This is a genomic window from Streptomyces jeddahensis, assembly GCF_001642995.1.
Lineage (GTDB): Bacteria > Actinomycetota > Actinomycetes > Streptomycetales > Streptomycetaceae > Streptomyces > Streptomyces jeddahensis.
This window is the reverse complement of record NZ_LOHS01000095.1, coordinates 30,628-55,856: the sequence shown is the minus strand read 5'-3', so window position 1 is coordinate 55,856 and position 25,229 is coordinate 30,628. Positions and strand designations below refer to the sequence as shown.

General features: G+C 71.1%; 20 protein-coding genes. 9 read left to right on the top strand and 11 right to left on the bottom strand.

Translation table 11 applies throughout. From position 1 onward, the window contains the following. Both STSP_RS22480 and STSP_RS22475 read right to left on the bottom strand, forming a co-directional pair. Positions 1 to 2,400: HAD-IC family P-type ATPase (locus STSP_RS22480; RefSeq protein WP_067281066.1), on the bottom strand; the 2,400-nt coding region annotated here is incomplete at its 3' end. Positions 2,401 to 2,542: 142 nt separating this feature from the next. Further along, the gene (locus STSP_RS22475; protein WP_067281046.1) at positions 2,543 to 2,818 is read right to left on the bottom strand and encodes a DUF2530 domain-containing protein; all 276 of its coding nucleotides are present in this window, start codon (positions 2,816 to 2,818) and stop codon (positions 2,543 to 2,545) included. A 297-nt stretch (positions 2,819 to 3,115) separates the two neighbouring features. Here STSP_RS22475 and STSP_RS22470 point away from each other — a divergent pair, with 297 nt between their 5' ends. Then, positions 3,116 to 4,567, top strand: a complete 1,452-nt coding sequence (locus STSP_RS22470; protein WP_067281043.1) for an NCS2 family permease — start codon at positions 3,116 to 3,118, stop codon at positions 4,565 to 4,567. A 31-nt stretch (positions 4,568 to 4,598) separates the two neighbouring features. Here the strand turns inward: STSP_RS22470 and STSP_RS22465 are convergent, their stop codons facing one another. After that, the gene (locus tag STSP_RS22465; RefSeq protein ID WP_067281042.1) at positions 4,599 to 4,841 is read right to left on the bottom strand and encodes a ribbon-helix-helix protein, CopG family; all 243 of its coding nucleotides are present in this window, start codon (positions 4,839 to 4,841) and stop codon (positions 4,599 to 4,601) included. A gap of 239 nt (positions 4,842 to 5,080) precedes the next feature. Here STSP_RS22465 and STSP_RS22460 point away from each other — a divergent pair, with 239 nt between their 5' ends. The 3 genes from STSP_RS22460 (at position 5,081) to thpR (ending at position 7,688) form a co-directional block, all read left to right on the top strand. After that, entirely contained in the window at positions 5,081 to 5,518 is a 438-nt protein-coding gene (locus STSP_RS22460) for a MarR family winged helix-turn-helix transcriptional regulator (RefSeq protein ID WP_067281039.1), read from the top strand. 153 nt (positions 5,519 to 5,671) lie between these two features. Further along, positions 5,672 to 7,021 carry an MFS transporter gene (locus STSP_RS22455; RefSeq protein WP_107441373.1) on the top strand — a complete coding sequence of 450 codons (1,350 nt, stop codon included), beginning with the start codon at positions 5,672 to 5,674 and terminating at the stop codon, positions 7,019 to 7,021. A gap of 97 nt (positions 7,022 to 7,118) precedes the next feature. Then, complete coding sequence (thpR, locus tag STSP_RS22450; protein WP_067281065.1) at positions 7,119 to 7,688, top strand: RNA 2',3'-cyclic phosphodiesterase; 570 nt, start codon at positions 7,119 to 7,121, stop codon at positions 7,686 to 7,688. 288 nt (positions 7,689 to 7,976) lie between these two features. On the opposite strand, the gene STSP_RS22445 is transcribed toward thpR, so the two are convergent. The 3 genes from STSP_RS22445 to STSP_RS22435 all read right to left on the bottom strand — a co-directional run bounded on the left by STSP_RS22445 (position 7,977) and on the right by STSP_RS22435 (position 10,426). Continuing rightward, positions 7,977 to 8,966: an aldo/keto reductase gene (locus STSP_RS22445; RefSeq protein ID WP_067281035.1), complete on the bottom strand. Its 990-nt coding sequence runs from the start codon at positions 8,964 to 8,966 to the stop codon at positions 7,977 to 7,979. A 68-nt stretch (positions 8,967 to 9,034) separates the two neighbouring features. After that, positions 9,035 to 9,625 carry a Uma2 family endonuclease gene (locus tag STSP_RS22440; protein WP_067281032.1) on the bottom strand — a complete coding sequence of 197 codons (591 nt, stop codon included), beginning with the start codon at positions 9,623 to 9,625 and terminating at the stop codon, positions 9,035 to 9,037. A 111-nt stretch (positions 9,626 to 9,736) separates the two neighbouring features. Further along, complete coding sequence (locus STSP_RS22435; protein WP_067281064.1) at positions 9,737 to 10,426, bottom strand: GDSL-type esterase/lipase family protein; 690 nt, start codon at positions 10,424 to 10,426, stop codon at positions 9,737 to 9,739. A gap of 99 nt (positions 10,427 to 10,525) precedes the next feature. On the opposite strand from STSP_RS22435, the gene STSP_RS22430 reads away from it, so the two are divergent. Continuing rightward, positions 10,526 to 11,524 carry a hypothetical protein gene (locus STSP_RS22430; RefSeq protein ID WP_067281030.1) on the top strand — a complete coding sequence of 333 codons (999 nt, stop codon included), beginning with the start codon at positions 10,526 to 10,528 and terminating at the stop codon, positions 11,522 to 11,524. 129 nt (positions 11,525 to 11,653) lie between these two features. Here STSP_RS22430 and serC read toward each other — a convergent pair whose 3' ends face one another. Continuing rightward, positions 11,654 to 12,772, bottom strand: a complete 1,119-nt coding sequence (gene serC / locus STSP_RS22425; protein WP_067281028.1) for a phosphoserine transaminase — start codon at positions 12,770 to 12,772, stop codon at positions 11,654 to 11,656. A gap of 175 nt (positions 12,773 to 12,947) precedes the next feature. Between serC and STSP_RS22420 the strand changes: the two genes are divergently transcribed. Both STSP_RS22420 and STSP_RS22415 read left to right on the top strand, forming a co-directional pair. After that, entirely contained in the window at positions 12,948 to 15,821 is a 2,874-nt protein-coding gene (locus STSP_RS22420) for an FAD-binding and (Fe-S)-binding domain-containing protein (protein WP_067281062.1), read from the top strand. A 114-nt stretch (positions 15,822 to 15,935) separates the two neighbouring features. Continuing rightward, entirely contained in the window at positions 15,936 to 16,991 is a 1,056-nt protein-coding gene (locus STSP_RS22415; RefSeq protein WP_067281061.1) for an EamA family transporter, read from the top strand. 235 nt (positions 16,992 to 17,226) lie between these two features. Here STSP_RS22415 and STSP_RS22410 read toward each other — a convergent pair whose 3' ends face one another. Next, positions 17,227 to 18,327 carry a citrate synthase 2 gene (locus tag STSP_RS22410; RefSeq protein ID WP_067281025.1) on the bottom strand — a complete coding sequence of 367 codons (1,101 nt, stop codon included), beginning with the start codon at positions 18,325 to 18,327 and terminating at the stop codon, positions 17,227 to 17,229. Positions 18,328 to 18,827: 500 nt separating this feature from the next. On the opposite strand from STSP_RS22410, the gene pdxH reads away from it, so the two are divergent. Beyond that, positions 18,828 to 19,466, top strand: a complete 639-nt coding sequence (pdxH, locus tag STSP_RS22405) for a pyridoxamine 5'-phosphate oxidase (RefSeq protein ID WP_067281058.1) — start codon at positions 18,828 to 18,830, stop codon at positions 19,464 to 19,466. A 1-nt stretch (position 19,467) separates the two neighbouring features. Here pdxH and STSP_RS22400 read toward each other — a convergent pair whose 3' ends face one another. Together STSP_RS22400 and STSP_RS22395 are read right to left on the bottom strand one after the other, a co-directional pair. Further along, positions 19,468 to 20,328 (bottom strand): alpha/beta fold hydrolase, encoded by an 861-nt coding sequence (locus tag STSP_RS22400; protein WP_067281022.1) that lies wholly within the window; start codon positions 20,326 to 20,328, stop codon positions 19,468 to 19,470. 1,028 nt (positions 20,329 to 21,356) lie between these two features. Then, entirely contained in the window at positions 21,357 to 22,049 is a 693-nt protein-coding gene (locus tag STSP_RS22395; protein WP_067281021.1) for a metal-dependent transcriptional regulator, read from the bottom strand. A gap of 391 nt (positions 22,050 to 22,440) precedes the next feature. Here STSP_RS22395 and STSP_RS22390 point away from each other — a divergent pair, with 391 nt between their 5' ends. Further along, entirely contained in the window at positions 22,441 to 23,232 is a 792-nt protein-coding gene (locus tag STSP_RS22390; RefSeq protein ID WP_067281018.1) for an SIS domain-containing protein, read from the top strand. A 146-nt stretch (positions 23,233 to 23,378) separates the two neighbouring features. On the opposite strand, the gene STSP_RS22385 is transcribed toward STSP_RS22390, so the two are convergent. Next, positions 23,379 to 24,776 carry a PAS domain-containing protein gene (locus tag STSP_RS22385; RefSeq protein WP_067281015.1) on the bottom strand — a complete coding sequence of 466 codons (1,398 nt, stop codon included), beginning with the start codon at positions 24,774 to 24,776 and terminating at the stop codon, positions 23,379 to 23,381. Positions 24,777 to 25,229: the final 453 nt, after the last annotated feature.

Genomic DNA, 25,229 nt, shown 5'->3' with positions numbered 1-25,229 from the left:
CCGCCGCCCAACCCACCGCCACAAAACCTCCAGCACGGCCCCCGCCACCCCCGCGATCGCCACCGCCGCCCACGGCATCGTCGTCCCCACCAGCTTCAACGCGAAGAAGCCCTGCAGCCACGGCACGACGAGGACAAGCAGAAACCCGGCCCCCATCGTCGCGACGAGCCCGATCCGCCACCACGTATAGGGCCGCGCGACGATCGCCAGGACCCAGATGGCGATCAGGAAGAGCGTGAGGGTCGCCGCACTCGTCTCGGCGTCCAGTTCGTCGGGCCCGGTGTAGTGGTGCCGTGCCAGCAGGTACGTCGTGAAGGTGGCGGCGGCCGCGAGGATCCCGCCCGGGATCGCGTACCGCATGACCCGCTGTACGAAGTGGGGCTGGGCGCGCTCCTTGTTGGGCGCCAGGGCGAGGAAGAAGGCCGGGACGCCGATGGTCAGCGTGGACAGCAGCGTCAGATGGCGCGGCAGGAACGGGTATTCGACCTGCGTGCAGACCACCAGGATGGCGAGGAGCACCGAGTAGACGGTCTTCACCAGGAAGAGCGTCGCGACGCGCGTGATGTTGCCGATGACCCGGCGGCCCTCCGCGACGACCGACGGCAGCGTCGCGAAGCTGTTGTTCAGCAGCACGATCTGGGCCACGGCCCGGCTGGCCTCGGAGCCGGAGCCCATGGCGACACCGATGTCGGCGTCCTTCAGCGCCAGCACGTCGTTGACGCCGTCGCCCGTCATCGCGACCGTGTGCCCGCGCGACTGCAGCGCGCCCACCATCTCCCGCTTCTGCTGCGGGGTGACCCGGCCGAAGACGGTGTGGCCGTCCAGGGCCTCCGCCATCTCCGGGCGGCCCGCCGGGAGTGTCCGCGCGTCGAGGGTGTTCTCGGCGCCGGGCAGGCCGAGTTTGGATGCGACGGCGCCGACGGATACGGCGTTGTCGCCGGAGATGACCTTGGCGCGCACGTCCTGGTCGGCGAAGTAGCGCAGGGTGTCGGCGGCGTCGGGCCGCAGGCGCTGTTCCAGTACGACGAGTGCGGTGGGGCGCGCGCTGTCCGTGACCTCGGGGTCGTCCAGTTCCCTGACCGCGCGGGTCAGGAGCAGCAACCGCAGCCCCTGTTCGTTGAGGTGCTCGGTCTCGGCGAGTGTCGGGTGGCCCCCGGGCAGCAGGACGTCGGGCGCCCCGAGGAGCCAGGAGCTGGCCTCGCCGTTGCCCTCGCTGAAGCTGGCCCCGCTGTACTTGCGTGCCGAGGAAAAGGGCAGCGACTCCGTGCAGCGCCACTCGTCGCTGTCCGGATACGCGTCGATGATCGCCTGCAGGCTGGCGTTCGGCCGCGGGTCGGACTCGCCGAGGGCGCCGAGGACCTTGCGTATGTACGTCTCGTCCGCGCCGTCCAGCGCGCGTACCTCGGTGACGTCCATGCCGCCCTCGGTCAGCGTGCCCGTCTTGTCCAGGCAGACGGTGTCGACGCGGGCGAGCCCTTCGATCGCCGGAAGCTCCTGCACGAGGCACTGTTTTCGGCCAAGGCGGATGACGCCGATCGCGAAGGCGACGGAGGTCAGCAGCACCAGTCCCTCGGGCACCATCGGCACGATGCCGCCCACCGTGCGCGCGATCGCGTCCTTGAAGCCGGAGTCGTCGGTCTCGTCGGCGAGCTGGCTGATGATCAGGCCGAGGGCGGTCGGGATCATCATCCACGTCACGTACTTGAGGATCGTGGAGATGCCGGTCCGCAGCTCGGAGTGGACGAGCGTGAAGCGGGAGGCCTCCTCGGCGAGTTGTGCGGCATACGCCTCGCGGCCCACCTTGGTCGCGGTGAACGCGCCGCCGCCCGCCACCACGAAGCTGCCGGACATCACCGGGTCGCCGGGGTTCTTGACGACGGGGTCGGCCTCGCCGGTGAGCAGTGACTCGTCGATCTCCAGTCCGTCGGCCTCCGCGACCGCACCGTCCACGACGATCTTGTCCCCTGGCCCGATCTCGATCAGGTCCCCGAGGACGATCTCGGAGGTGCTGATCTCGGCGGACACCCCGTCCCGTCGCACCGTCGGTCTCGCCTCGCCGATCAACGCGAGGGAGTCCAGCGTCTTCTTGGCGCGCAGCTCCTGGATGATGCCGATGCCGGTGTTGGCGAGGATCACATAGCCGAACAGGCTGTCCTGGAACGGCGCGACGAACATCATGATCACCCACAGCACGCCGATGATCGCGTTGAAGCGGGTGAAGACGTTGGCGCGGATGATGTCGACCGTCGAGCGGCTGCTGCGCACGGGCACGTCGTTGACCTCACCGCGCGCCACCCGCCGGGCGACCTCGGCGGAGGTCAGCCCGGTCGCGGGTGCACCGCGGGGTATCGGCACGGGGTGCACAGGATCGAGTTCAGCACCCGCATCGATGGGCGTCATGCAAACGACGGTACGGGCGGAACACCACGTTCACCCCCCGAGAACGGTTCGCCCGCGGGCGTTGCGCCGCGCCCCCCGCTGTGGGCAATCGTTCCGCAGGTAGGGACGCCCCCGCCCCGGGCCCCGGAACCAGAAGGGGACCCTAAGGGCCGGCGGGACCCCCGTCGGCCCGCCGCGTGGCGTCCCGCTTGATCGCCGCATCCCGCTTCCGCACGTACCAGACGCCGATCAGCCCCAGCCCCCCGCCGGCGAGACACGTCCACAGCCACCACGTATGCCCGTGCTCGTCGAACCACCCGTAGAACGGCAGCTGCACCAGAAACAGCACGAACCACAACACCGTGCCGCCGATGATCGTGGCGACGACAGGCCCCTCAAGGGGCTCCGGCGCCTCGTGCCTGGGGGTCCATTTCGCCATGCGCACAGCTTACGAGGGCCCGAAGGGCCGGTCCGCGGCACCCGTACGGAGCCCGCGCGCGACGCCGGATCCCTTGTGCCGCAAGGGGTCTACGCGCGGAGATGGCGATATGCGGCTCATATGTTCATACTGAAACGGTCCGAGTCTGGCTATTTCTGTTCGTATGAAGCTCCAACAGTGACCACTGAGTGATCGCACTGAGCGATCGCAGAGAGCGCGCAGAACAGGCCTTCGTCGACCGTCGACGGCCGGACGCGATCAAGTTCCGTGAATCACCCGCACCACTGAGGTTCCCGCATGCCCACCTCGGCCACCGCCAAGGCCGCCACTCCGGAGCAGCCCCAGCAGCAGCCTCCGCGCAGTGCGCTCGACCGCTACTTCAAGATCTCCGAGCGAGGTTCGAGCATCCCGCGGGAAGTCCGCGGCGGATTCGCCACCTTCTTCGCGATGGCCTACATCATCGTGCTGAACCCGATCATCCTCGGCAGCGCGAAGGACATGTACGGCAACCAGCTGGACAACGCCCAGCTGGTCACGGCGACCGCGCTGACCGCCGCGTTCACGACCCTCCTGATGGGCGTCATCGGCAACGTGCCGATCGCGCTGGCCGCCGGACTCGGCGTCAACACCGTCGTGGCCCTCCAGCTCGCCCCGCGCATGAGCTGGCCGGACGCGATGGGCATGGTGGTCCTCGCGGGCTTCGTCGTGATGCTGCTCGTGGCCACCGGCCTGCGGGAGCGCGTCATGAACGCCGTGCCGTTCGGCCTGCGCAAGGCCATCGCGATCGGTATCGGCCTGTTCATCCTGCTGATCGGCCTCGTGGACTCCGGGTTCGTCACGCGCATGCCGGACGCCGCCAACACCACCGTGCCGCTGCAGCTGGGCGGCGGCGGCCACCTCAACGGCTGGCCGGTGCTCGTCTTCATCGTCGGCGTGCTGCTCACGTTCGCGCTGATCGTGCGCAAGGTGCCCGGCGCGATCCTGATCTCGATCGTCGTGATGACCGTCGTCGCGGTGATCATCGAGGCCGTCGCCCACGTGCCGTCGTGGGGCCTGACCGCTCCGAAGTGGCCGGGCAACCCGGTCGCGACCCCGGACTTCGGACTCATCGGCGAGGTGAGCCTCTTCGGCGGCTTCGAGAAGGTCGGTGTCCTGACGGGCCTGCTGTTCGTCTTCACCGTGCTGCTGTCGTGCTTCTTCGACGCGATGGGCACGATCATGGGCATCGGCGACGAGGCCAAGCTGACCGACGCGAGCGGCAACATGCCGGGCATCAACAAGGTCCTCTTCGTGGACGGCATCGCCGTCGCCGCGGGCGGCGCCAGCTCCTCCTCGGCCACCACCTGCTTCGTGGAGTCCACGGCGGGTGTCGGCGAGGGGGCGAGGACCGGCTTCGCGAACGTCGTCACCGGCGCCCTCTTCGCGGTGTCGCTCTTCCTGACCCCGCTCGCCACGATGGTGCCGTCCCAGGCGGCCACCCCCGCGCTGGTCGCGGTGGGCTTCATGATCCTCGCCGGTTCCATCCGCGAGATCGACTGGAGCGATCACACGATCGCGATCCCGGCCTTCGTGACGATGCTGATGATGCCGTTCACGTACTCGATCACGAACGGCATCGGCATGGGCTTCGTCGCCTTCACCGTCCTCCGCCTGGCGGCGGGCCGCGGCCGCGAGGTTCCGGCCGCGATGTACGTGGTGTCGGCGGTGTTCGCCTTCTACTACCTGATGCCGGCGCTGGGCCTCACGTGATGCCGGCGTAGGCGGATGCCGGCGTAGCCGGTCATTCGGCGGGGCTGCGGGGCCATGGCGCCGCAGCCCCGTACCGCCTTTCCCCGAGCCTTTCCCCGGCCCCGTAGAACCTCTCCGTCTCCTCGACGGCGGACTGGAACCGCTCGTCGAAGTCATTGCGAACGAGCGTCTGGACGACATAGTCCTGGACGCTCATTCCTCTTTTCGCGGCATGCCGGCGGAGCCGCTCGAGCAGCTCACGGTCCAGGCGCAGGCTGAGCACGTCGGTCCCCATGGGGACGAGGGTCGCCGCACCTGACCGGCCCACGCGTCACTTTCGGCGATTGGATCACTCGTATGGGTGATATGCCGCATGGGGTGTTTCCCGTGGGGGCATGGCGAGTGGGGGTTCCGGGAGCTCGGCCGGGGGGCCGTCGATGCTCTCTCACGGTGAACGGTGAGCGGTGAGCGGTGAGCATGGTCACGGGCATCCGCGGTGGTATTTAGTCAGGGTAATGAGTTACTCTAAAGAACATGCCGGATCTCACGCATGGCGACGACGCTGCCGCCGTGAACGCACTGCGCTCCTCCGTGATGCGGTTGTCGCGCAGAATCAAGCACCAGCGGGTCGACGAGTCGCTGAGCCCCACGGAGATGTCGGTGCTCGGCACCCTCGCCCGCTGCGGCAGCGCCACGCCGGGCGAGCTCGCCCGCAAGGAGCATGTGCAGCCGCCGTCCATGACTCGCATCGTCGCACTGCTCGAGGCCAAGGGACTGGTCCGTCTGGAGCCGCATCCCGATGACCGCCGCCAGAAGGTCGTGACCCAGACCGAGCAGGCCGAGGCCATGCTCGAGGAGAGCCGCCGCCGGCGGAACGCGTGGCTGGCGGAGCTGGTGGAGGGCCTGGACGAGGACGAGTGGGCGAAGCTGCGCGCCGCAGCCCCGGTCCTGGAGAAGCTGGCCCAGCTCTGACGCGCAGCGCCGGGCGCCGGCCAGGGCTTCCATCGGCGAGTCCGGGGCGTGTGAGTCCCGGTCGCATGAGCCCGGCAGGGCGCCGCGAGGCCGCGCCGGGCACACGAGCCGCATGTACGAAGTGATCGCGACCGCCAAAGGAGGCGAGAACCTTTGAGTACGGGAACCGGAGCAGATTCCGCACCCGCACCAACCGCCCACGACTCCACATCCGCCCCCAGCAAGACCAATATGTTCAGCTCGCTGAAGATCCGGAACTACCGGCTCTTCTTCACCGGGCAGGTCATCTCCAACACCGGCACCTGGATGCAGCGCATCGCCCAGGACTGGCTGGTGCTCAGCCTCACCGGCTCGGCCGCCGCCGTCGGTATCACCACGGCGCTGCAGTTCCTGCCAATGCTCCTCTTCGGCCTCTACGGCGGCGTCCTCGTCGACCGCCTGCCCAAGCGGCCGGTCCTGCTGTTCACGCAATCCGCGATGGGCCTGACGGGACTCGCCCTCGCCGCACTCACCCTCAGCGGACACGTGCAGGTCTGGCACGTGTATCTCACGGCTTTCGCCCTCGGCCTCGCCACGGTCGTCGACAATCCGGCCCGTCAGTCGTTCGTCTCCGAGATGGTCGGGCCCGGCCAGCTGCAGAACGCCGTCAGCCTGAACTCGGCGAACTTCCAGTCCGCTCGCCTCGTCGGCCCGGCGGTCGCCGGCCTCCTCATCACCGGGGTCGGCACCGGCTGGGCCTTCCTGCTCAACGGCCTGTCCTTCGCCGCCCCCATCGCCGGACTCCTGCTGATGCGCGCCCGTGAGCTGCACCAGATCGAGCGCGCACCGCGCGGCAAGGGACAGTTGCGCGAGGGCCTGCGCTATGTCGCCGGTCGGCCGGAGCTGATCTGGCCGATCGTCCTCATCGGGTTCATCGGCACGTTCGGCTTCAACTTCCCGGTGTGGCTCTCGGCCTTCGCTGACGACGTGTTCCAGGCCGGCGCGGGCACATACAGCATGTTCAACACCCTGCTGGCCATCGGTTCGCTGGCAGGGGCGCTGCTCGCGGCCCGGCGCGGCACCTCGCGGATGCGGCTGCTGGTCGTGGCCGCGCTGCTCTTCGGCGTCCTGGAGATGGTGGCCGCCGTGGCGCCGTCCCTGTGGATCTTCTCCGGGCTGCTCGTCCTGATCGGCATGGTCAGCCTGACGGTCAACGTCACGGCCAACTCGTCCGTGCAGATGGCGACCGATCCGGCGATGCGCGGGCGCGTGATGAGCCTGTTCATGATGGTCTTCACGGGCGGTACGCCGCTGGGTGCGCCGCTCGTCGGCTGGCTCACGGACACGTACGGGGCCAGGGTCGGCTTCGCCGCCGGCGGCCTCGTCTCGGCCGCGGCCGCCGTCGCCGTCGGCCTGATCCTGGCGCGGGTGGGCGGCCTGCGCCTCTCGGTCGGCTGGCACCGGGGCCATCCGCATGTGCGGTTCGTCCCGCGGGAGCAGGAGCAGCTGGCCGCGGCGGCGTGAGGCTGCCCACAGCTGTGCAGCCATCGCACGTCCGCTACGGAGCCCACAGCGCGCCGTAGCGGACGTGCGTGGCACGGCTGTGGGCCAGACTCTGACCATGAGACTCTTCGCCGCCGTGCTGCCCCCGGATCATGCGTCTCGTGAACTCGCCTCCGCCGTCGAGGGGCTGAGGAACCTGCCAGGCGCCGACCGGCTGCGCTGGACCGGCCGCCCTGGCTGGCACTTCACGCTCGCGTTCTACGGCGAAGTGGCGGACGAAACGGTCCCTGAGCTGTCGGAGCGGCTGGCCAGGGCCGCCCATCGCACCGCCCCCTTCTCGCTGGCCCTGCGTGGCGGCGGCCACTTCGGGGACCGGGCGCTCTGGGTCGGTGCCGAAGGGGACGTACACGCCATGCGGCTGCTGGCCGAGCGGGCTGAGGCGGCGGCCCGCAAGGCGGGCATCGACACGGGAGAGCACCGCCGCTACCACGCGCATCTTTCGATCGCCCGCACCCGGGGCCGGCTGCACCTGCGGCCGTACGTCGCCGAGCTCGCGCCCTTCACGGGCAGCGAGTGGACCGTCGACGAGCTCTGCCTGGTGCGGAGCCGGCTGCCCGTGTCGGGGGTGAGCGGTGAGCAGCCGCGCTACGAGACGGTCGGCCGCTGGCCGCTCGGCGGGGCCGGTTAACCTCGAGTACGTGGACCCGAAGACCAGAAACCGGATCATGGCCGGTGTACTCGTGCTGATGTTCGTCGTGGTGGCCCTGTCGGCGGCCGTGGGCAGGTAGCCCCGCCCCGAAAGACGCGCCGCCCCCGGCCTGAGTGCCAGGGGCGGCGGTCCTGCTACCAGGCGAAGCCGCCTGCCACTACCAGGCGAACGCCTCCGGCGACGGCCCGGGCCCAGGGCTGTGCTGTCCCGGGGTGCAACCCCCGGACCCCCTGCCGAACCGGGCCGGTCCGGGGACGGACACGACGGCTACCAGGCGAACGCCTCCGGCGACGGCCCCGGCCCAGGGAAGATCTCCTCCAGGGACGTGAGCACCTCGTCCGACAGCTCCAGTTCGACGGCGCGGAGCGCCGAGGTGAGCTGGGCCGCGGTGCGCGGGCCGACGATCGGGCCGGTGACGCCGGGCCGGGTGAGCAGCCAGGCGAGCGCCGCCTCGCCGGGCTCGAGGCCGTGCTTGTCGAGCAGGTCCTCGTACGCCTGGACCTTCTCGCGTACGGCGGTGTTGGCGAGGGCGTCCGCAGAGCGCCCGGAGGCACGCCGGCCGCCCTCGACCTCCTTCTTGATCACGCCGCCGAGCAGCCCGCCGTGCAGCGGCGACCAGGGGATGACCCCGAGGCCGTAGTCCTGCGCGGCCGGGATCACCTCCATCTCGGCGCGGCGCTCGGCGAGGTTGTACAGGCACTGCTCGCTGACGAGCCCGAAGCTGCCGCGCCGGGCGGCGGTCTCGTTGGCCTGGGCGATCTTGTACCCGGGGAAGTTCGACGACCCCGCATAGAGGATCTTGCCCTGCTGGACCAGCACGTCGATGGCCTGCCAGATCTCCTCGAACGGCGTCTGCCGGTCGATGTGGTGGAACTGGTAGAGGTCGATGTAGTCCGTCTGCAGCCGCTTCAGGCTGGCGTCGACGGCCCGCCGGATGTTGACGGCGGACAGCTTGTCGTGGTTCGGCCAGACGTCGCCGTCGGGCGCCATGTTGCCGTACACCTTGGTGGCGAGGACGACCTTGTCGCGCCGCTCGCCGCCCTTGGCGAACCAGTTGCCGATGATCGACTCCGTACGGCCCTTGTTCTCGCCCCAGCCGTACACGTTGGCGGTGTCGAAGAAGTTGATTCCTGCGTCCAGCGCCGCGTCCATGATGGCGTGGCTGTCGGCCTCGTCGGTCTGGGGACCGAAGTTCATCGTGCCGAGCACGATCCGGCTGACCTTGAGACCCGTACGTCCGAGCTGCGTGTACTTCATGAGCACCTAGCCAACGGCGTGGAGTGCGCTCTAGGCAAGGGGAGGTTGCGGTAGGGCGGGGCGCGCTGTCAGTCGCGGGGGAACTCGTCGGTCTTGAGGGTGAGGCCGACGGCGGTGTGGGTCAGGTCGACTTCCTCACCGAAGGGGACCTTCGTCTCGGTCGCGTAGTCGCCGTCTTTGGGCTGGGTGTAGAGGTGGCACTTGCGCTGGTAGGGGTCGGCAATCAAATAGACGGGAACCTCGGCGAGGGCATACGCGGCCTTCTTGTCGCCGTAGTCGTTCATCCCGGTCCGCTTGGAGATGACCTCGGCGACGAACTCGACGTCCTGGTAGCGCCAACGTCCCTCGTCCGTCTTGGCGGAGCCCTCCGCCATCAGGGTGATGTCGCTCGCGAAGCCGTTGAGGTGGCCCGGGTAGTCGACGCGTACGTCCGACTTCACGCGCTTACGCGGGTACTTGGTCCGCAGCTGGTCGTAGATGGCTGCGATGATCTCCCAGTGGGTGTCCCGCTGCGGCGTCATGAAGATGTTCCCCCCGACGATCTCGGTCTTGAATCCATCGGGGATGGGCGACTTCTCGAGCCAGTCGAACATCATGTCCAACGTGCGCTCGTCCCTGCTCTCGGCCATCTTGATCCTGCCGGTCTCGACGACGGTCATCGTGGCGCTCCTCCCCGGCTGTCGCTCGGTAGCGTGCAGCCGCGCAGTACAACGATACGCACGGTGATCGAGTCACGTGCCGACCTGCTCACGCCGGCATCGGAGCCAGACCTACGCCCCCACGGCGTACGCCTCGCCCAACCCCCACGCCTGATACATCGCGTCCGCGAAGGCCCCGGCCAGCTTGTGCTCCCCGCTTGCGTTCGGGTGCGTCCCGTCGTACGTGTCGCGGTGGATGTCGTACGACTCGGGGACCGAGGCCAGGAGGAGAGGGGATGCCGGCTGGTCGAGGTCGGCGACGGCCTTGGCCAGGAGCTCGTTGAAGCGGTCGACCTCGGTCGCGAAGTCCGCGTCCGCCTCTGCGCGCACGTTCGGGATGACCGGGAGCAGGACCATGCGCACCCCGGGGTCGGCCAGCCTCGCCTCCGTGACGAAGCGGCGCACGTTCTCGGCCGTCTGTACGGCGTTCGTGTAGAAGCCGAGGTCTATCAGGCCGAGGGAGACCAGCAGCACGTCCGCCCGTTCACGCTTCACCGTCTCGCGGATCAGCGGTGCCATGTGCAGCCAGCCCTCGCCCCAGCCGGCGAGGTGGCGGCGGGCGTGGCGCGGGAAGTCCGGATCCGCGTACTCGTACGAGACGGGCGCGTCCACCGCCTTGTCGTACAGCGTCTCGCGCGGGCCGACGATCGCGAACGGGCCGCCGTATGTCCCGCGCAGGTGCTGCCACATCCGGTAGCGCCAGGTGTGTTCGCCCGCGCTGCCGATCGTCATGGAGTCCCCGACGGGCATGAACCTGAGCATCCGCTCATCCTCCTCGATCATGCCCCCGACCAGGGGCGGCCGGGGCTGTGAGGCTGGACACTCCCGGCGAACACATGGGCGAGATGGCACGCTTGAGGGATGCGATCCCTGCCGCCCCTCGCCGGAGCCGCCCTCCTCGTCGCACTGTCGACGCCCGCAGCCTTCGCCGACGGCGGCGCCGAGGGGTTCACGATCAAGGATCCGCGGATAACGGAGTCCAGCGGTCTCGCGGCCTCGCACCTCCACCCCGGCATCTACTGGACGCACAACGACAGCGACGACGGGGCGTATCTCTACGCGATCGACTCGAAGACCGGGCAGACCGTCGCGACCGTCACCATGACGGGCGTCGGCCGGGTGCGTGACATGGAGGCCATCTCGATCGGCCCCGACGACGACCTCTACGTCGGAGACATCGGCGACAACCTCGGCGGCGCGTGGCCGTACGTCTGGATCTACAAGCTCCCCGAGCCGAAGCAGCTGCGGGATCAGACGGTCCGCGCCACGCAGTTCGTCGTGAAGTACGAGGACGGGCCGCGGGACGCCGAGGCGCTGATGGTCCATCCGAAGACCGGGCGGGTCTACATCGCCGACAAGAAGGAGGACGGCGGGTCGCTGTACGAGGGGCCCGCGCGGCTCTCCGCCTCCGGCACCAACGTGTTCAAGCGCGTGGCCGGCACGGATCTCTGGGTGACCGACGGCGCCTTCTCGCCCGACGGCACGCACCTCGCGCTGCGCGGCTACTTCGGCGGGGCGCTCTACGCCTGGCGCGACGGGAAGCCGGAGCGGGAGGGGCGGCTGAGCGTGCCGCTGCAGGGGCAGGGCGAGTCCGTGACCTACACGGCGGACGGCTCCGCCCTGATGTACGGCAGCGAGGGCGAGCAGAGCCCGGTCGAGCCCGTCGAGGTGAAGGAGGGGGACGGCGGGTCCGACGGCCGGTCCTCCACGTCGCCGTCGGTGAAGGGCGATTCGGGCGGCGACGGTGCGGCCACGGACGGCGGGGCGGGATTCGACGCCGATTACCGGACCGGAGCCGTCGCTCTCGCCGTCACCCTGGCCGTCGTCCTCGGCCTGAAGCGGCTGCTGCGGCGTCGCTGACGGGAGCCGGAGCTGAGCTGCACGGCGACATGAGGCAGGGGCGCCCGGCGTGGTGACACGCCGGGCGCCCCTGTCGACGTACGGAGTCGACGAACGGACTCGTGTACGGAGTCCGTGGTCGAGAAGCCGCTACAGCTTCTCGATCACGTAGTCGATGCACTTCGTCAGCGCCTCGATGTCCGACGGCTCGATGGCCGGGAACATCGCGACGCGCAGCTGGTTGCGGCCCAGCTTGCGGTACGGCTCGGTGTCCACGATGCCGTTGGCGCGCAGCGCCTTGGCGACCGCGGCGGCGTCGACCTCGTCGGTGAAGTCGATCGTGCCGATGACCTGCGAGCGCTTGGCCGGGTCGGCGACGAACGGGTTGGCGTACTTGATGTCCTCGGCCCAGCCGTACAGGGTGCGCGCGGAGGTGGCCGTGCGGCGGACCGCCCAGTCGAGGCCGCCCTGGCCGTTGATCCACTCCAGCTGCTGGTTCAGCAGGAAGAGCGTGGCGAGGGCCGGGGTGTTGTACGTCTGGTTCTTGCGGGAGTTGTCGATCGCTGTGGGGAGGCTGAAGAACTCCGGGACGTGGCGGCCGGACGCGTGGATGCGCTCCGCGCGCTCGATCGCGGCGGGGGAGAAGATGCCGATCCACAGGCCGCCGTCGGAGGCGAAGGACTTCTGGGGCGCGAAGTAGTAGACGTCGGTCTCGGCGATGTCGACCGGCAGACCGCCCGCGCCGGAGGTGGCGTCCACGAGGACGAGCGCGCCCGCGTCGGCGCCCTCGACCCGCTTGATCGGCATGGCCACACCGGTCGAGGTCTCGTTGTGCGTGAACGCGTAGACGTCGACGCCCGCCTCGGCGGCCGCCTCGGGGTGCGTACCCGGGTCGGCGGAGATGACCGTCGGCTCGGCCAGCCACGGAGCGAGCTTGGCGGCCTTGGCGAACTTGGAGCTGAACTCGCCGAAGCTGAGGTGCTGCGACTTGTTCTCGATCAGGCCGTGGGTCGCGATGTCCCAGAAGGCGGTCGAGCCGCCGTTGCCGAGGATCACCTCGTAGCCCTCGGGGAGCTGGAAGAGGTCGCGCACGCCTTCGCGGACCTTGCCGACCAGGTTCTTGACCGGGGCCTGGCGGTGGGAGGTGCCCATGAGGGACGTGCCGGTGGCGGCCAGGGCGTCCAGCGCCTCCGTGCGCACCTTGGAGGGGCCCGCGCCGAAACGTCCGTCGGCGGGCTTGATGTCAGCGGGAATCTGGATCTCAGCCACGGTCGGGAGCCTAGTCGCTTCGCGAAACCGGGCGGAAACATGTCCGTCGGGTGAGACAAAGTATTTCAGCCTGTCCGGCGCTTGAGGACGAGCCCGAAGGGCGTTTCGGGGGTCCAGGGGGCGGAGCCCCCTGGTTACGGGAAGGGGCGGGGTGGGGGCGATGCATCCTGAGGACATGACCGCTCCCGACACCGTGCCACCGGACCTGGCCGCCGACCTGCGGAGCCGCCTGCGGGCCGCCGTCCGCGGCGACGTCGACTTCGGGGTGACCGCGAGAGCCCTGACGACCATGGACGCGTCCAACTACCGGCGCGTGCCGCTCGGCGTGGTGGCCCCTCGGGACGCCGACGACGTGGCCGCGGTGCTCGCCGTCTGCCGCGAGCACGGGGTGCCGGTCGTGGCGCGCGGCGGCGGCACGTCGATCGCAGGCCAGGCGACCGGCGCCGGTGTCGTCCTGGACTTCACGCGGCACATGAACAAGATCGTGTCGCTCGACCCGGAGGAGCGCACGGCGGTCGTCCAGCCGGGCGTCGTCCTGGACCGGCTGCAGGAGGCCGCGGCCCCGCACGGCCTACGGTTCGGGCCCGACCCGTCCACGCACAGCCGCTGCACCCTCGGCGGGATGATCGGCAACAACTCGTGCGGATCGCACTCGGTGGCGTGGGGGACGACCGCGGACAACATCGGCGAGCTGTCGGTGATCAGCGGCATGGGTGACCGGCTGCGCCTCGGCCGGGGCTGGGCCGGTGCTCCCGACGGCCTGCGCGCACTCGTAGAGGGCGAGTTGGCGCTGCTGCGCACCGGCTTTCCCGAGCTGCCGCGGCGTATCTCCGGCTACGCCCTGGACACGCTGCTGCCCGAGAAGGGCGCGGACGTCGCCCGTGCGTTCTGCGGCACCGAGGGAACGCTGGGCGTGCTCACGGAGGCCGTCGTCCAGCTCGTCGAGGCGCCACGCGCGCGTGCGCTCGCGGTTCTCGGGTACGCCGACGAGGGTGCGGCGGCGGAAGCGGCCGCCGGACTGCTGCAGTACGGGCCGCTGACCGTGGAGGGGATGGCCGCCGACCTCGTGCCTCCTGGCACGCCGGGGCTGCCCGTGGGCGGCGCCTGGCTGTTCGTCGAGACGGTCGGCGCGTCGGAGGCGGAGGCACGCGCGCGTGCCGAGGCGATCGCGAGTGCCGCCGACGTCGTGGACGCCGTGGTCGTCACCGACCCGGCCGGGCAGCGCATGTTGTGGCGGATCCGTGAGGACGCGAGCGGGACGGCGACGCGGATGCCGGACGGCAGTGAGGCCTGGCCGGGCTGGGAGGACTGCGCGGTGCCGCCCGCCCGGCTCGGGGCCTACCTGCGGGACTTCCGGGGTCTGCTGTCCGCCCACGGCCTGCGCGGCACGCCGTACGGGCACTTCGGGGACGGCTGCATCCACGTCCGCATCGACTTCGACCTGCTGACGCCCGAGGGCATCGGCCGCTTCCGCCGCTTCTCGGAGGAGCTCGCGGACCTGGTTGTCGCCCACGGCGGCTCGCTGTCGGGCGAGCACGGCGACGGGCAAGCGCGCGCCGAGCTGCTGCCCAAGATGTACGGCACGGAGCTGGTGCGGCTCTTCGAGCGCGTGAAGGGCGTCTGGGACCCGGACGACCTACTCAACCCGGGGATGCTGGTACGCCCGGCGCGGCTCGACGAGAACCTGCGGTTCGCCGTCCTGCCACGGAAACCGGCCGACGTGGCCTTCGGCTACCCGCACGACGGCGGGGACTTCTCGGCGGCGGTCCGCCGGTGCGTGGGCGTCGCGAAGTGCCGTACGGAGAGGGTGGCCGGGCCCGCGGTGATGTGCCCGTCCTTCCGGGCCACGGGCGAGGAGGAGCACTCCACGCGCGGGCGCGCACGCCTGCTGCACGAAATGCTCGCGGGCGAGGTGGTGACGGACGGGTGGCGTTCGATGGAGGTGCGGGACGCACTCGACCTGTGCCTGTCCTGCAAGGGCTGCCGCTCCGACTGCCCGGTCGGCGTCGACATGGCCACGTACAAGGCGGAGTTCCTGCACCACCACTACGCGGGGCGGCGGCGCCCGGCCGCGCACTACGCGATGGGGTGGCTGCCGCGCTGGCTGAGGCTCGCCGCGCCCTTCGGCGGCGCCCTGAACTTCGCGGGCGCCCTGAACGGGGCGCTGCGGGTGCGCCCGCTGGCCGCGTTCGCCAAACGGCTCGGCGGCATCGCGCCGGAGCGCGAGATTCCGCGGCTGCCGCGCGAGACGTTCCGGCGGTGGTTCGACCGTCGCTCACGGCGGCTCGGCGGAGGCCGCACGGAGATCTTCTCCTCGGACCAAGTGGCCGTGCTGTGGCCGGACACCTTCACCGACCACCTGTCACCCGAGGTGGGCAAGGCGGCCGTGAAGGTCCTGGAGGACACCGGACGCCGGGTCGTCCTGCCCCCGTCGGGCGCGTGCTGCGGCCTGACGTACGTCTCGACCGGCCAGCTCGACCGCGCCCGCGCCGTCATGCGCCGCACCCTCGACCGGATGGAGCCGGTCATGGGCGGCCCCCTGGTCGTACTGGAGCCGAGCTGCGCGGCCGCACTCAGGACCGACCTGCCCGAACTCCTCCACGACGACCCACGCGCGCGTGAACTCGCCGAATCCGTCCGCACGCTCGCCCAGTACCTGGAGGAGCAGGCCCCCGACTGGCAGCCGCCGCGCATCGACCGGCCCGTCGCGGGCCAGACGCACTGCCACCAGCACGCGGTACTCGGCGACGCGGCCGACCGCCGGCTGCGCGGGAAGGCGGGTCTGACCGGCGACCTCAGCGGGGGCTGCTGCGGCCTCGCGGGCAACTTCGGCTTCGAGAAGGGCCACTACGAGGTGTCGACGGCCTGCGCCGAAGAGCAGCTGCTCCCTTCAGTGCGGGCGGCGTCGGACGACACCGTGCTCCTGGTCGACGGATTCTCCTGCCGTACCCAGCTGGAACAGCTCGCGGGACGGCGGGGGCGCCACCTGGCGGAGGTGCTGGCGGAGGGGATTGCGAGACCCGGTTCCGGCGGCCGGCCCCGGACGTAAGCTGCAAAAGGGTTTTACAGTGCTGGACGAGTGCACTATTTTGCCCGAGCGAGTCCATGCGAGGGGACTTTGCGTCTCGATAGGACCTGGGGAAGGCTGAGAGCCGTGTCGGACGTGTCGGAAGCAGGCGGCGCACAAGGCGCGCAGGGATCTCCCGGTGCAGCCGGCGATGCGGCGGCACTTGCGGCGCCGACTGCGCCGACCGAACCGACGCCGACCGCACCAGCAGCAACGGCGGCACCGGCCGCGCAAGGCGAGCCCGGAGCGCGCCGCGCGTCCCGCTTCGCTCTCGGCTCCCTCGGGCCCGTCGGTCTCGTCCTCGGCGGCGCGGTCTCCGTGCAGTTCGGCGGCGCGCTCGCGGTGAGCCTGATGCCGCGGGCCGGGGCGCTCGGCGTCGTGACGCTGCGCCTCGCCGTCGCCGCGGTCGTGCTGCTCGCCGTCTGCCGTCCGCGGCTGCGCGGTCACTCACGCGCGGACTGGGGCACCGTCGTCGCCTTCGGCGTCGCGATGGGCGCCATGAACGGGCTCTTCTACCAGGCCGTCGCCCGTATCCCGCTGGGACCGGCCGTCACCCTCGAGGTCCTGGGCCCGCTCGCGCTCTCCGTGCTCGCGTCCCGCCGGGCAGTGAACCTGATCTGGGCGGGCCTCGCCCTCGCCGGCGTCTTCCTGCTCGGCGGTGGGGGTTTCGAGAGCCTCGACCCCGTGGGCGCCGCCTTCGCGCTGGGCGCCGGCGCCATGTGGGCGGCGTACATCGTCTTCAGCGCCCGTACGGGACGTCGCTTCCCGCAGGCCGACGGGCTGGCGCTGGCGATGGCCGTCGCGGCGGTGCTCTTCCTGCCGCTGGGCATCGCGGAGTCGGGCATGAAGCTCCTCGACCCGGTCACGCTGGGGCTGGGCGCGGGCGTCGCGATGCTCTCGTCCGTCCTGCCGTACACGCTCGAACTGCTCGCGCTGCGGCGCCTGCCCGCCTCCACCTTCGCGGTCCTGATGAGCCTGGAACCGGCCCTCGCGGCGCTCGCCGGCTTCCTGCTCCTGCACCAGGCGCTGTCCGCCGCTCAGGCCCTGGCGATCGCGCTGGTCATCGCGGCGAGCATGGGAGCGGTGCGGACGCAGGTGGGGCGGGGGAAGGCGAAGGGGCTGGAGGACGCAGCCCAGGGCATCGCTTCCTGACGGACGTGTTCCGTTACGCCTGGGAAGCGGGCCCGGCAGAAACGTGTACGCCTGCCCCGACTGCGCCCCCACTTCCCGCTGATGCCGGATGTGCCGGACCTCCTGCCCGCCGGCACGACGGCGACAGTCCGACCGCAGGGTGAGCGCCCGCCCATAGAGGGCAACCGCTCCCGGCGGACCGACGCGCAGGTGCGGCGCCGCGCCCCCAGGGCCCGGCGCCGCACCCCACGGCGCGTCAGCGCGCGATGCCCTCGTAGCCCCCGATCTCCTGCGGGCTCCGCGGCCCCGGCCCCACGTACCGGGCCGACGGCCGCACCAGGCGGCCCGTGCGCTTCTGCTCCAGGATGTGCGCCGACCAGCCGGCCGTGCGGGCGCAGGTGAACATGGACGTGAACATGTGCGCCGGGACCTCCGCGAAGTCCAGGACGATGGCCGCCCAGAACTCCACGTTGGTGGCGAGCACACGGTCGGGGCGGCGGGCATGCAGCTCCTCCAGGGCCGCCTTCTCCAGGGCCTCGGCGACCTCGAAGCGCGGGGCGCCCAGCTCACGCGCGGTGCGCCGCAGCACCCGCGCCCGCGGGTCCTCGGCCCGGTACACGCGGTGCCCGAAGCCCATCAGCCGCTCACCCCGGTCCAGGGCGTGCTTCACGTACGCCTCCGCGTCGCCCGTGCGCTCGATCTCCTCGATCATGTGGAGCACCCGCGAGGGGGCGCCGCCGTGCAGCGGCCCGGACATGGCGCCCACGGCGCCCGACAGCGCGGCCGCGACGTCGGCGCCGGTCGAGGCGATGACGCGGGCGGTGAACGTGGAGGCGTTCATGCCGTGCTCGGCGGCGGACGTCCAGTACGCGTCCACGGCCGCCACGTGCTTGGGGTCCGGCTCACCCCGCCAGCGGATCATGAACCGCTCGACGACGGAGTGCGCCTTGTCGATCTCGCGCTGGGGCACCATCGGCAGCCCCTGCCCGCGCGCCGACTGCGCGACGTACGACAGGGCCATGACCGCGGCGCGCGCCAGGTCCTCGCGGGCCTGCTCCACGTCGATGTCGAGCAGCGGTTTCAGGCCCCAGACGGGGGCGAGCATCGCGAGCGCGGACTGGACGTCCACGCGGATGTCGCCGGAGTGCACGGGGATGGCGAACGGCTCGGCGGGCGGCAGACCGGGGTCGAACGCCCCGTCGACGAGCAGACCCCACACGTTCCCGAACGAGACGTGGCCGACCAGATCCTCGATGTCGACGCCCCGGTAGCGAAGGGCGCCGCCCTCCTTATCCGGTTCGGCGATCTCCGTCTCGAACGCGATGACTCCCTCGAGTCCGGGTACGAAGTCGGACATCAGGCGGCTCCTCACGATGTGGTGCGACAGACGGTAGGGACGACCGGAGTGGTTCAGAAGCGGGCTTCAGCGGGCTCCCAGACGCGGGCTTCAGCGGGCTTCGTATCCGGTTCCACGGTCGATTCCGAAAATTCGCGGTCCGGATCGGTCACTGCGGTGATGCCCCGTGTGGCTGGCGGTCACCCCCAACCGATTCGGCACCAGGACCCTATCCCTTAGTGCCACCTTTGGGGAGTCCTCGCGGCACTCAGTGCCACACACCTCACAGTGCCACTTCGCGCGGTCCGGCGCCTGTTCGGCGGGTGAAGCCCCCGGAATCCAGCGGATTTCAGGGCTGCAGGGCCCGGCACGGGCGCATGGTGGTGCGTCCGGGTCTTGATCCACGGACTCCCGGCCGGACACATCGCTTCGTACGGCAAGATGACCGCGTGACCGACCGTGCCCCTGCCGACCGCACCGCCCCCGACGCCGACGCCTACGAGGCCCCCGACCCCGCCGCGATGCGCGCGCACTACCGCGCCCAGGGCTTCGACGTGACCGATCTCGCCGCGCACCCCATGGACCAGTTCGCGCGCTGGTTCAAGGAGGCCGTGCACGCCGCCGAGCTCGGCGGCATCTACGAACCCAACGCCATGGTCGTCTCCACGGCCGACGCCCAGGGACGGCCGAGCTCCCGCACGGTGCTCCTCAAGCAGTACGACGAGCGCGGTTTCGTCTTCTACACCAACTACGAGTCCCGCAAGGGCCGCGACCTGGCGGCCAACCCGCACATCGCCCTGCTCTTCCCCTGGCACGCCATGGCCCGCCAGGTCACCGTCACGGGCTCGGTCACCCGTACCGGCCGCGGCGAGACCGCCGCGTACTTCCGCACCCGCCCGCACGGCTCCCAGCTCGGCGCCTGGGCCAGCGCCCAGTCGGCGGTGATCGCATCCCGCGCCGAGCTCGACACCGCGTACGAGGAACTCCACACCCGTTACCCGGAGGGTGAGCGGGTCCCGGTCCCGCCGCACTGGGGCGGCTTCCGGGTCTTCCCGGAGACCATCGAGTTCTGGCAGGGGCGCGAGAACCGGCTGCACGACAGGCTGCGCTACGTCTACCGCGAGGACGGCACCTGGCGAATCGAGCGGCTCAGCCCGTGAGTCACTCCCCGAGTACGCGGTTCAGGAACGGTTCGACGGCCGCGCGCCACGCCTCGGGCTGGTCGTAGTGGACGAGGTGGCCCGCGTCGGCCACCTCGGCGTACTCGCCCTTCGGCAGGACCCGCACCATCTCCTGGGCCTCGGCCCGGCCGAGCTCACCGTCGAGACCGCGCACGACGAGCGCGGGGCACTCGACCTGCGCGAGCTCCTCCCAGTGCGCGTCGTGGACCCATGTCTCACGGGTCCTGAGCATCTGTTCGGGCTCGAAGACGGGCCGCCAGCCGTCGGGTGACTCGGCCATCACCTCGGCGTAGAACTCCCCGCGGGACGCATGCGGGCGCTCCACCCAGGGGTCGTCCTCGCCGAACCACTTGCGTACGTCGGCGAGGGTGGCGAAGGGCACGGGCCAGGCCTTGAACCAGCTCTCCCACTCGCGCTGCGACGCCGCGCCGAGCGCGGAGGCGCGCATGTCGCAGATGACCAGGCCGCGGACCAGGTCGGGCCGGCGGGCGGCGAGCTGCCAGGCGGTCAGGGCGCCCATGGCGTGGCCGATGAGGACGGCGGGGGCGAGGCCGAGCTGGACGAGGGCGGCCTCGGCGTCCTCGACGTAGACCTCACGCGTGTAGGGGCCCTCGGCCGGCTTGTCGCTCTGGCCGTGGCAGCGCTGGTCGAGTGCGACCGCGCGATGCCGTTCGGCGAGCCAGCGGGCGCTGGACGCCCAGTGGGAGGCACGCCCCATGAGGCCGTGGAGTAACAGCACGCCGGGGACACGCTCGATCTCTCCCGTCTGCTTGGGAGGATCGGCGAACTCCCAGGCGGCGAGGCGTACGCCGCCTGCTCCCGTCACGTCGATGCGCACCATGGTCTGGCACCCCCCTTGTGTGTCTGCCCCTTTGTGTGTCTGCCGGCCCCTTGCCGCGTCTGGTCGTCGCGTCAGCCGGAGTGGTCGCGTCAGCCGGAGTGGTCGCGTCAGCCGGAGTGGTCGCGTCAGGCCGAGTGGTCGCGTCAGGCCCGAGGCGTCAGGCCCGGACGGCTTGAGCGGGACCGACGTACGGACACGCTATCGAACCCCCATTCGAAAGCGCGCATTTCGTCGTCAACACCCCTCTTTCGGGTGACCGCTCCCCAGGATTGACCGGCGCGGCCGAGGGGAGATCTTCTGCGGGAGGCGGACCGCTCGGGGATACCGGTCCGAAGGGGGACGACCCTGAGAGCTCGGGGCTCCGGGTCGAAACAGGGGGAGACAGGCCCCGGCGCCGATCGGCGCCGGGGCCCTCCGTCTGTCTGCGGCACATCCATGCGCCCCCTCCCGACCGGGCTGCCCGACCCGGTCCGACCCGGTCCGGAACGATCAGGACCTCACGTCATATGCCTCATGACAGCCTGGCACGCAAAACGTCCGGCCGCTGCCATTCCGCACACTGAATCTTGGATTCGGGTGGATGTCTGAATACCGGGCGACGCGGCTGTCTGAATACCGCCGGTGCGCGCCCGTACTGCCGATGCCGCCCACACTGGCGGTGCCCGCCCGCACTGGCGCTGCCGACCGCCCGCGCTGCCGGTGCCCGCCCACACTGCCGGTGCTGCCCGGGCTGCCGGGGCGCGTCCGCACGGGCGGTGCTGCCCGGGCTGCCGGTGCGCGCCCGCGCTGCCGATTCCTGCCCACGCTGGCGGTGCTGCCCGGGCTGCCGGCGCTGTCCGCGCTGGCGATATCCGCCCGCGCTGCCGGTGCTGTCCGCGCTGGCGGTGCTGTCCGCGCTGGCGGTGCCGCCCGCGCTACCGGTGCGCGCACGGCTAGCGATGCGCGCACCGCTGGTGCCCCGCTACATTCGCGTCGGCTTCCGGGCGCTGCCGGACTCAGCGGCGCCGCGGCGAGGCCCCGGCGGCGCCTCAGCGCTTCGCGACGAACACGTGCGAGGCGATGCCGGTGTCCAGCTCCGCCGCCTCGCCGCTGCTGCCCACCAGCACCCCGCCGGCCGACTGCGTCACGCTCACCACGGAACCGGGCTGCACACCCGCCCGCCGCAGCGTGTACATCAGCTGCGCGTCCGTCTGGATCGGCTCCCCGATACGGCGCACCACGACCGTCTTGCCGTCGGTGCCCGGGTCCAGGTCGGCCAGGGACACCATGCCCTCGTCCAGGAACGGGTCCGCGTGGTCCTTCTCGCCGAGCTCCTCCAGACCCGGGATCGGGTTGCCGTACGGCGACTCCGTCGGGTGGCGCAGGAGCTCCAGGACGCGGCGCTCGACCGCCTCGCTCATCACGTGCTCCCAGCGGCAGGCCTCCGCGTGCACCTGCTCCCACTCCAGGCCGATCACGTCGACCAGCAGGCACTCGGCGAGCCGGTGCTTGCGCATCACGCGCGTGGCCAGCCGGCGGCCCTCTTCCGTGAGCTCCAGATGGCGATCACTGGCGACCGACACCAGCCCGTCGCGCTCCATACGCGCCACCGTCTGGCTGACCGTCGGACCGCTCTGATCGAGACGCTCGGCGATTCGGGCGCGCATGGGGACCACACCTTCCTCTTCGAGCTCGAGGATGGTGCGGAGATACATCTCCGTCGTGTCGATCAGTCCGGACATACGTGCCCCTCGTTAGCTCTGCCAGTGGCTCGCTGACTCACCGGCTTGTGCGCTGGCCCTGACTCAATTCTGACGCATCCCACCGACAACCGTGCCGCGCCGGTGAAACCGCGCGCGATGGGAGGGGGCCGCGGGTCCGGGCGCGGTGCTGTGGGGGCTCGCTGTGCGCGGGCCGGGACTCGAGCGCCCGTGGCCTGGGCCCGGCCAGGTAGCCGTACCGACCCGGCGTCTCGTGCCCGTACCGACCCGGCACCTTGTGCCCGTACCGACCCAGCACCCGACCCGGCACGCCTTGACACGCCACCGGCCGGGACAGCACCGTGAGGCCCGACGCGGCGGAGGGCATCGCCGTCGAAGGGTGCCCGGCGGGACGGACGGGGGAGCAACGCGGATGAGCGGCGGAAGCGACAGCAGGCCGGCCGGGCAGCACGGCGAGAACGCGCTGGCCCGGCAGTACTTCGACGCCGCCATCGGCCTGCTGCAGCGGGTCCGAGACGAGGAGGCGGCGAACATCGCGGCCGCGGGCGCCCTCATCGCCGACACTGTCGCCGCCGGCGGCCACCTCTTCGCCTTCGGCGCCGGACACTCCTCACTCGCCGCCCAGGACGTCGTCTACCGAGCGGGCGGCCTCGCCCTCATGAACCTGCTGGCCGTGCCCGGCACTGTCGGTGTCGACGTCGTGCCCGCCACGCTCGGATCCGCCCTCGAACGCGTCGACGGACTCGCAAGCGCCGTACTCGACACCAGCCCGGCCCGCCCGGGAGACACCCTCGTGATCATCTCCCTCTCCGGGCGGAACGCACTCCCCGTCGAGATGGCCATGAAGGCCCGCACCCTCGGCCTGCAGACCATCGGCGTGACCTCGGTGGCGTACGCGGGCGAGACGAAATCCCGGCATGCGTCCGGGACTTACCTCAAGGACCACTGCGACATCGTCATCGACAGCAAGATCGCAATCGGCGACGCCGAACTCGCCGCCGAAGGCATCGAGGCGCCCTTCGCCCCCGCTTCCACCGTCGTCACCAGCGCACTCCTCCAGGCCGTCATGGCCACGGCGGCAGGCGAACTCGCCGCCCGCGGCATCGAACCCCCGCTCCTGCGCTCCGGCAACGTCGACGGCGGCCACGAATGGAACGCGCGCGTATTCACCGAGTACGCGGACCGGATCTTCTACCGGCACTGACCACCGGCCTCCGGCACTGACCCACCGGCCTGCAGTACGGTCCAGGGCTCGCCTCACGGCGCCTGCTGTCCCTGCTCGACAGCCGTGGGCCCACCGCGCGGCGCCAACCGTCCCCGCTCGACAGCCGGGGGCCCGCCCCGCGGCGCCTACCGTCCCTGCTCGACAACCCGCGCCAGATCCAGCGCCGCCGCGATCCGTACGGCGACGCTCTCCGCGTACATCGCGTCAGCCCGCTCGAACGCAGGCCGGCTGCCACCCCGCAGAAACGTCACGACCCCCAGCGTGCGGCCCCGGCTGCGCAGCGCCGCACACATCGCATGCACCGCGTCGTGCGGCCACTGCCGCTCGGCGGCCCACTCCCGTGCCCGTTCGGGCGCCGACGCACCCGCGCTCGCCCGCACCGAGCCCGCACGCTCCACACACTGCAGCGCGGGATGCCCCTCGCGGTACCGCACGGGCAACCCCGCCCCGGGCGCGGGCATGCTCGGCCCCGGCGCACCAGCAGGCGTGGCCGTCACCCGCACCAGACGCACCGGCTCCCCATCCGCGGCCGGCTCACCAGCCACCGGCTCACCCACCACAAGATCGATCAGCGCATGATCGGCGAACCCCGCCAGCGCGAAGTCCAGCTGGATCGTCGCCGCCTCCGCCGGGTCCTCGCACTCCCCGGCCGCCCGCGCCGCACGGTGCAGCTGGTTCGCCCGGAACCGCAGCTGCGCCGCCTCCTGCTCCGCCTGCTTCGACTCCGTCACGTCCCAGAACAGCCAGCCCACACCGAGCGGCACCGGCTCCTCCGCCAGCGGCGACGCCAGCCGCAGGAACCCGCTCCGCCAGCACCGCCGCCGCTCGCCGTCCGGCGTACGCACCGTCACCCACATCTCCGCGGGCGCAGGCGGCGTACCCTCCGCCAGCACATGCGTCAGAGCGCTCTCCAACTCCTCCGCACCCTGGCCGAGCAGCTCACCGAGGGGCCGCCCCAGCGGCGCCGTACGCCCCGAACCGAGCGCCCGCGCCGCATGCGCATTGACCAGGGCGGGCCGCAGATCGGCATCCACCAGCACGACACCCCACGAGGCGTCCTCGAACAGCGCCTCGCTCAGAGCGATCGACCGCTCCAGATCGATCTGCGCATGCACCTCGCTGAACGCGCAGTACACGCCCGCAGGCTTACCGTCCTGCCCCCGCACGGCGGCCGACTGCATCCGTACGAGCACCCGCCCGCCGTCCTTCGTCAGCAACGCGAACTCGTGCACCTGCCGGCCCGGCGCCTGCATCGCCGACAGCAGCCGCCCCTCGACCTCCTCGGCATCCGCCGCCCGCACGGCCCACCCCGCGAGGCCCCGCCGCCCGACCGCCTCCGCGGCCGACCAGCCCAGAATCCGCTCCGCCTCGCGGTTCCAGTGCGTCACCACACCGTCCGCGTCGAACGCGCACAACGCCGCATCCATGCCGTCGAGCAGCGCCGCAAGAAGATCCGAACCATCGCGCTCGGGCTCCGGAGGCCCCAGCTCGTCCGTGGTCCCACTACGCCGGGAAGCACTCACCTGGCACCCCCTGCAGGCCGTGTCCGCGTGTACTGCGCCGTGTACTGCGATTGTCGTGATGCATTTCCGTGATGCGTGGCTTACTGCGATGCGTGGTTCCGCGATGCGTCGCGCACCACGTGTACCGCGCCACGGATCATTCAACTCGAACGTGACCCAGCCCACATAGATTTCCCGGGAAATCGTTGCGCGCTGGAGATTCCAGGACCGGAACCCGCCGTCCTCGTTGTCCGATGCCCCGGTCCCCAACTTCTCGAAAAATCGCTTGAGAGCTCCTGGGGCGGTGCCTAGTGTGGCGCTTACACGGAAGGGAGGTGGTTCGGCAGATGTATGAATACCGGACGCGTGAGGTGGCTGCGGGCTAGCGGCCCGTCACCACACCGAGTGCGGTGCCGGACCAGCGCGCGAGCTGAGCGCGCAGCCGGCCAATTCCACGCAGTCACCCGACCCGCG

Bases quoted from the DNA above. Each gene is read 5' to 3' on its own strand.
- STSP_RS22465 (WP_067281042.1), bottom strand. From the start codon at position 4,841: ATGGGGACCGACGTGCTCAGCCTGCGCCTGGACCGTGAGCTGCTCGAG.
- STSP_RS22390 (WP_067281018.1), top strand. From the start codon at position 22,441: ATGAGCGGCGGAAGCGACAGCAGGCCGGCCGGGCAGCACGGCGAGAAC.
- STSP_RS22400 (WP_067281022.1), bottom strand. From the start codon at position 20,328: ATGGTGCGCATCGACGTGACGGGAGCAGGCGGCGTACGCCTCGCCGCC.
- STSP_RS22410 (WP_067281025.1), bottom strand. From the start codon at position 18,327: ATGTCCGACTTCGTACCCGGACTCGAGGGAGTCATCGCGTTCGAGACG.
- STSP_RS22395 (WP_067281021.1), bottom strand. From the start codon at position 22,049: ATGTCCGGACTGATCGACACGACGGAGATGTATCTCCGCACCATCCTC.
- STSP_RS22440 (WP_067281032.1), bottom strand. From the start codon at position 9,625: ATGACCGTCGTCGAGACCGGCAGGATCAAGATGGCCGAGAGCAGGGAC.
- STSP_RS22435 (WP_067281064.1), bottom strand. From the start codon at position 10,426: ATGCTCAGGTTCATGCCCGTCGGGGACTCCATGACGATCGGCAGCGCG.
- STSP_RS22460 (WP_067281039.1), top strand. From the start codon at position 5,081: ATGCCGGATCTCACGCATGGCGACGACGCTGCCGCCGTGAACGCACTG.
- STSP_RS22470 (WP_067281043.1), top strand. From the start codon at position 3,116: ATGCCCACCTCGGCCACCGCCAAGGCCGCCACTCCGGAGCAGCCCCAG.
- thpR (WP_067281065.1), top strand. From the start codon at position 7,119: ATGAGACTCTTCGCCGCCGTGCTGCCCCCGGATCATGCGTCTCGTGAA.
- STSP_RS22420 (WP_067281062.1), top strand. From the start codon at position 12,948: ATGACCGCTCCCGACACCGTGCCACCGGACCTGGCCGCCGACCTGCGG.
- STSP_RS22430 (WP_067281030.1), top strand. From the start codon at position 10,526: ATGCGATCCCTGCCGCCCCTCGCCGGAGCCGCCCTCCTCGTCGCACTG.
- STSP_RS22475 (WP_067281046.1), bottom strand. From the start codon at position 2,818: ATGGCGAAATGGACCCCCAGGCACGAGGCGCCGGAGCCCCTTGAGGGG.
- pdxH (WP_067281058.1), top strand. From the start codon at position 18,828: ATGCGCGCGCACTACCGCGCCCAGGGCTTCGACGTGACCGATCTCGCC.
- STSP_RS22445 (WP_067281035.1), bottom strand. From the start codon at position 8,966: ATGAAGTACACGCAGCTCGGACGTACGGGTCTCAAGGTCAGCCGGATC.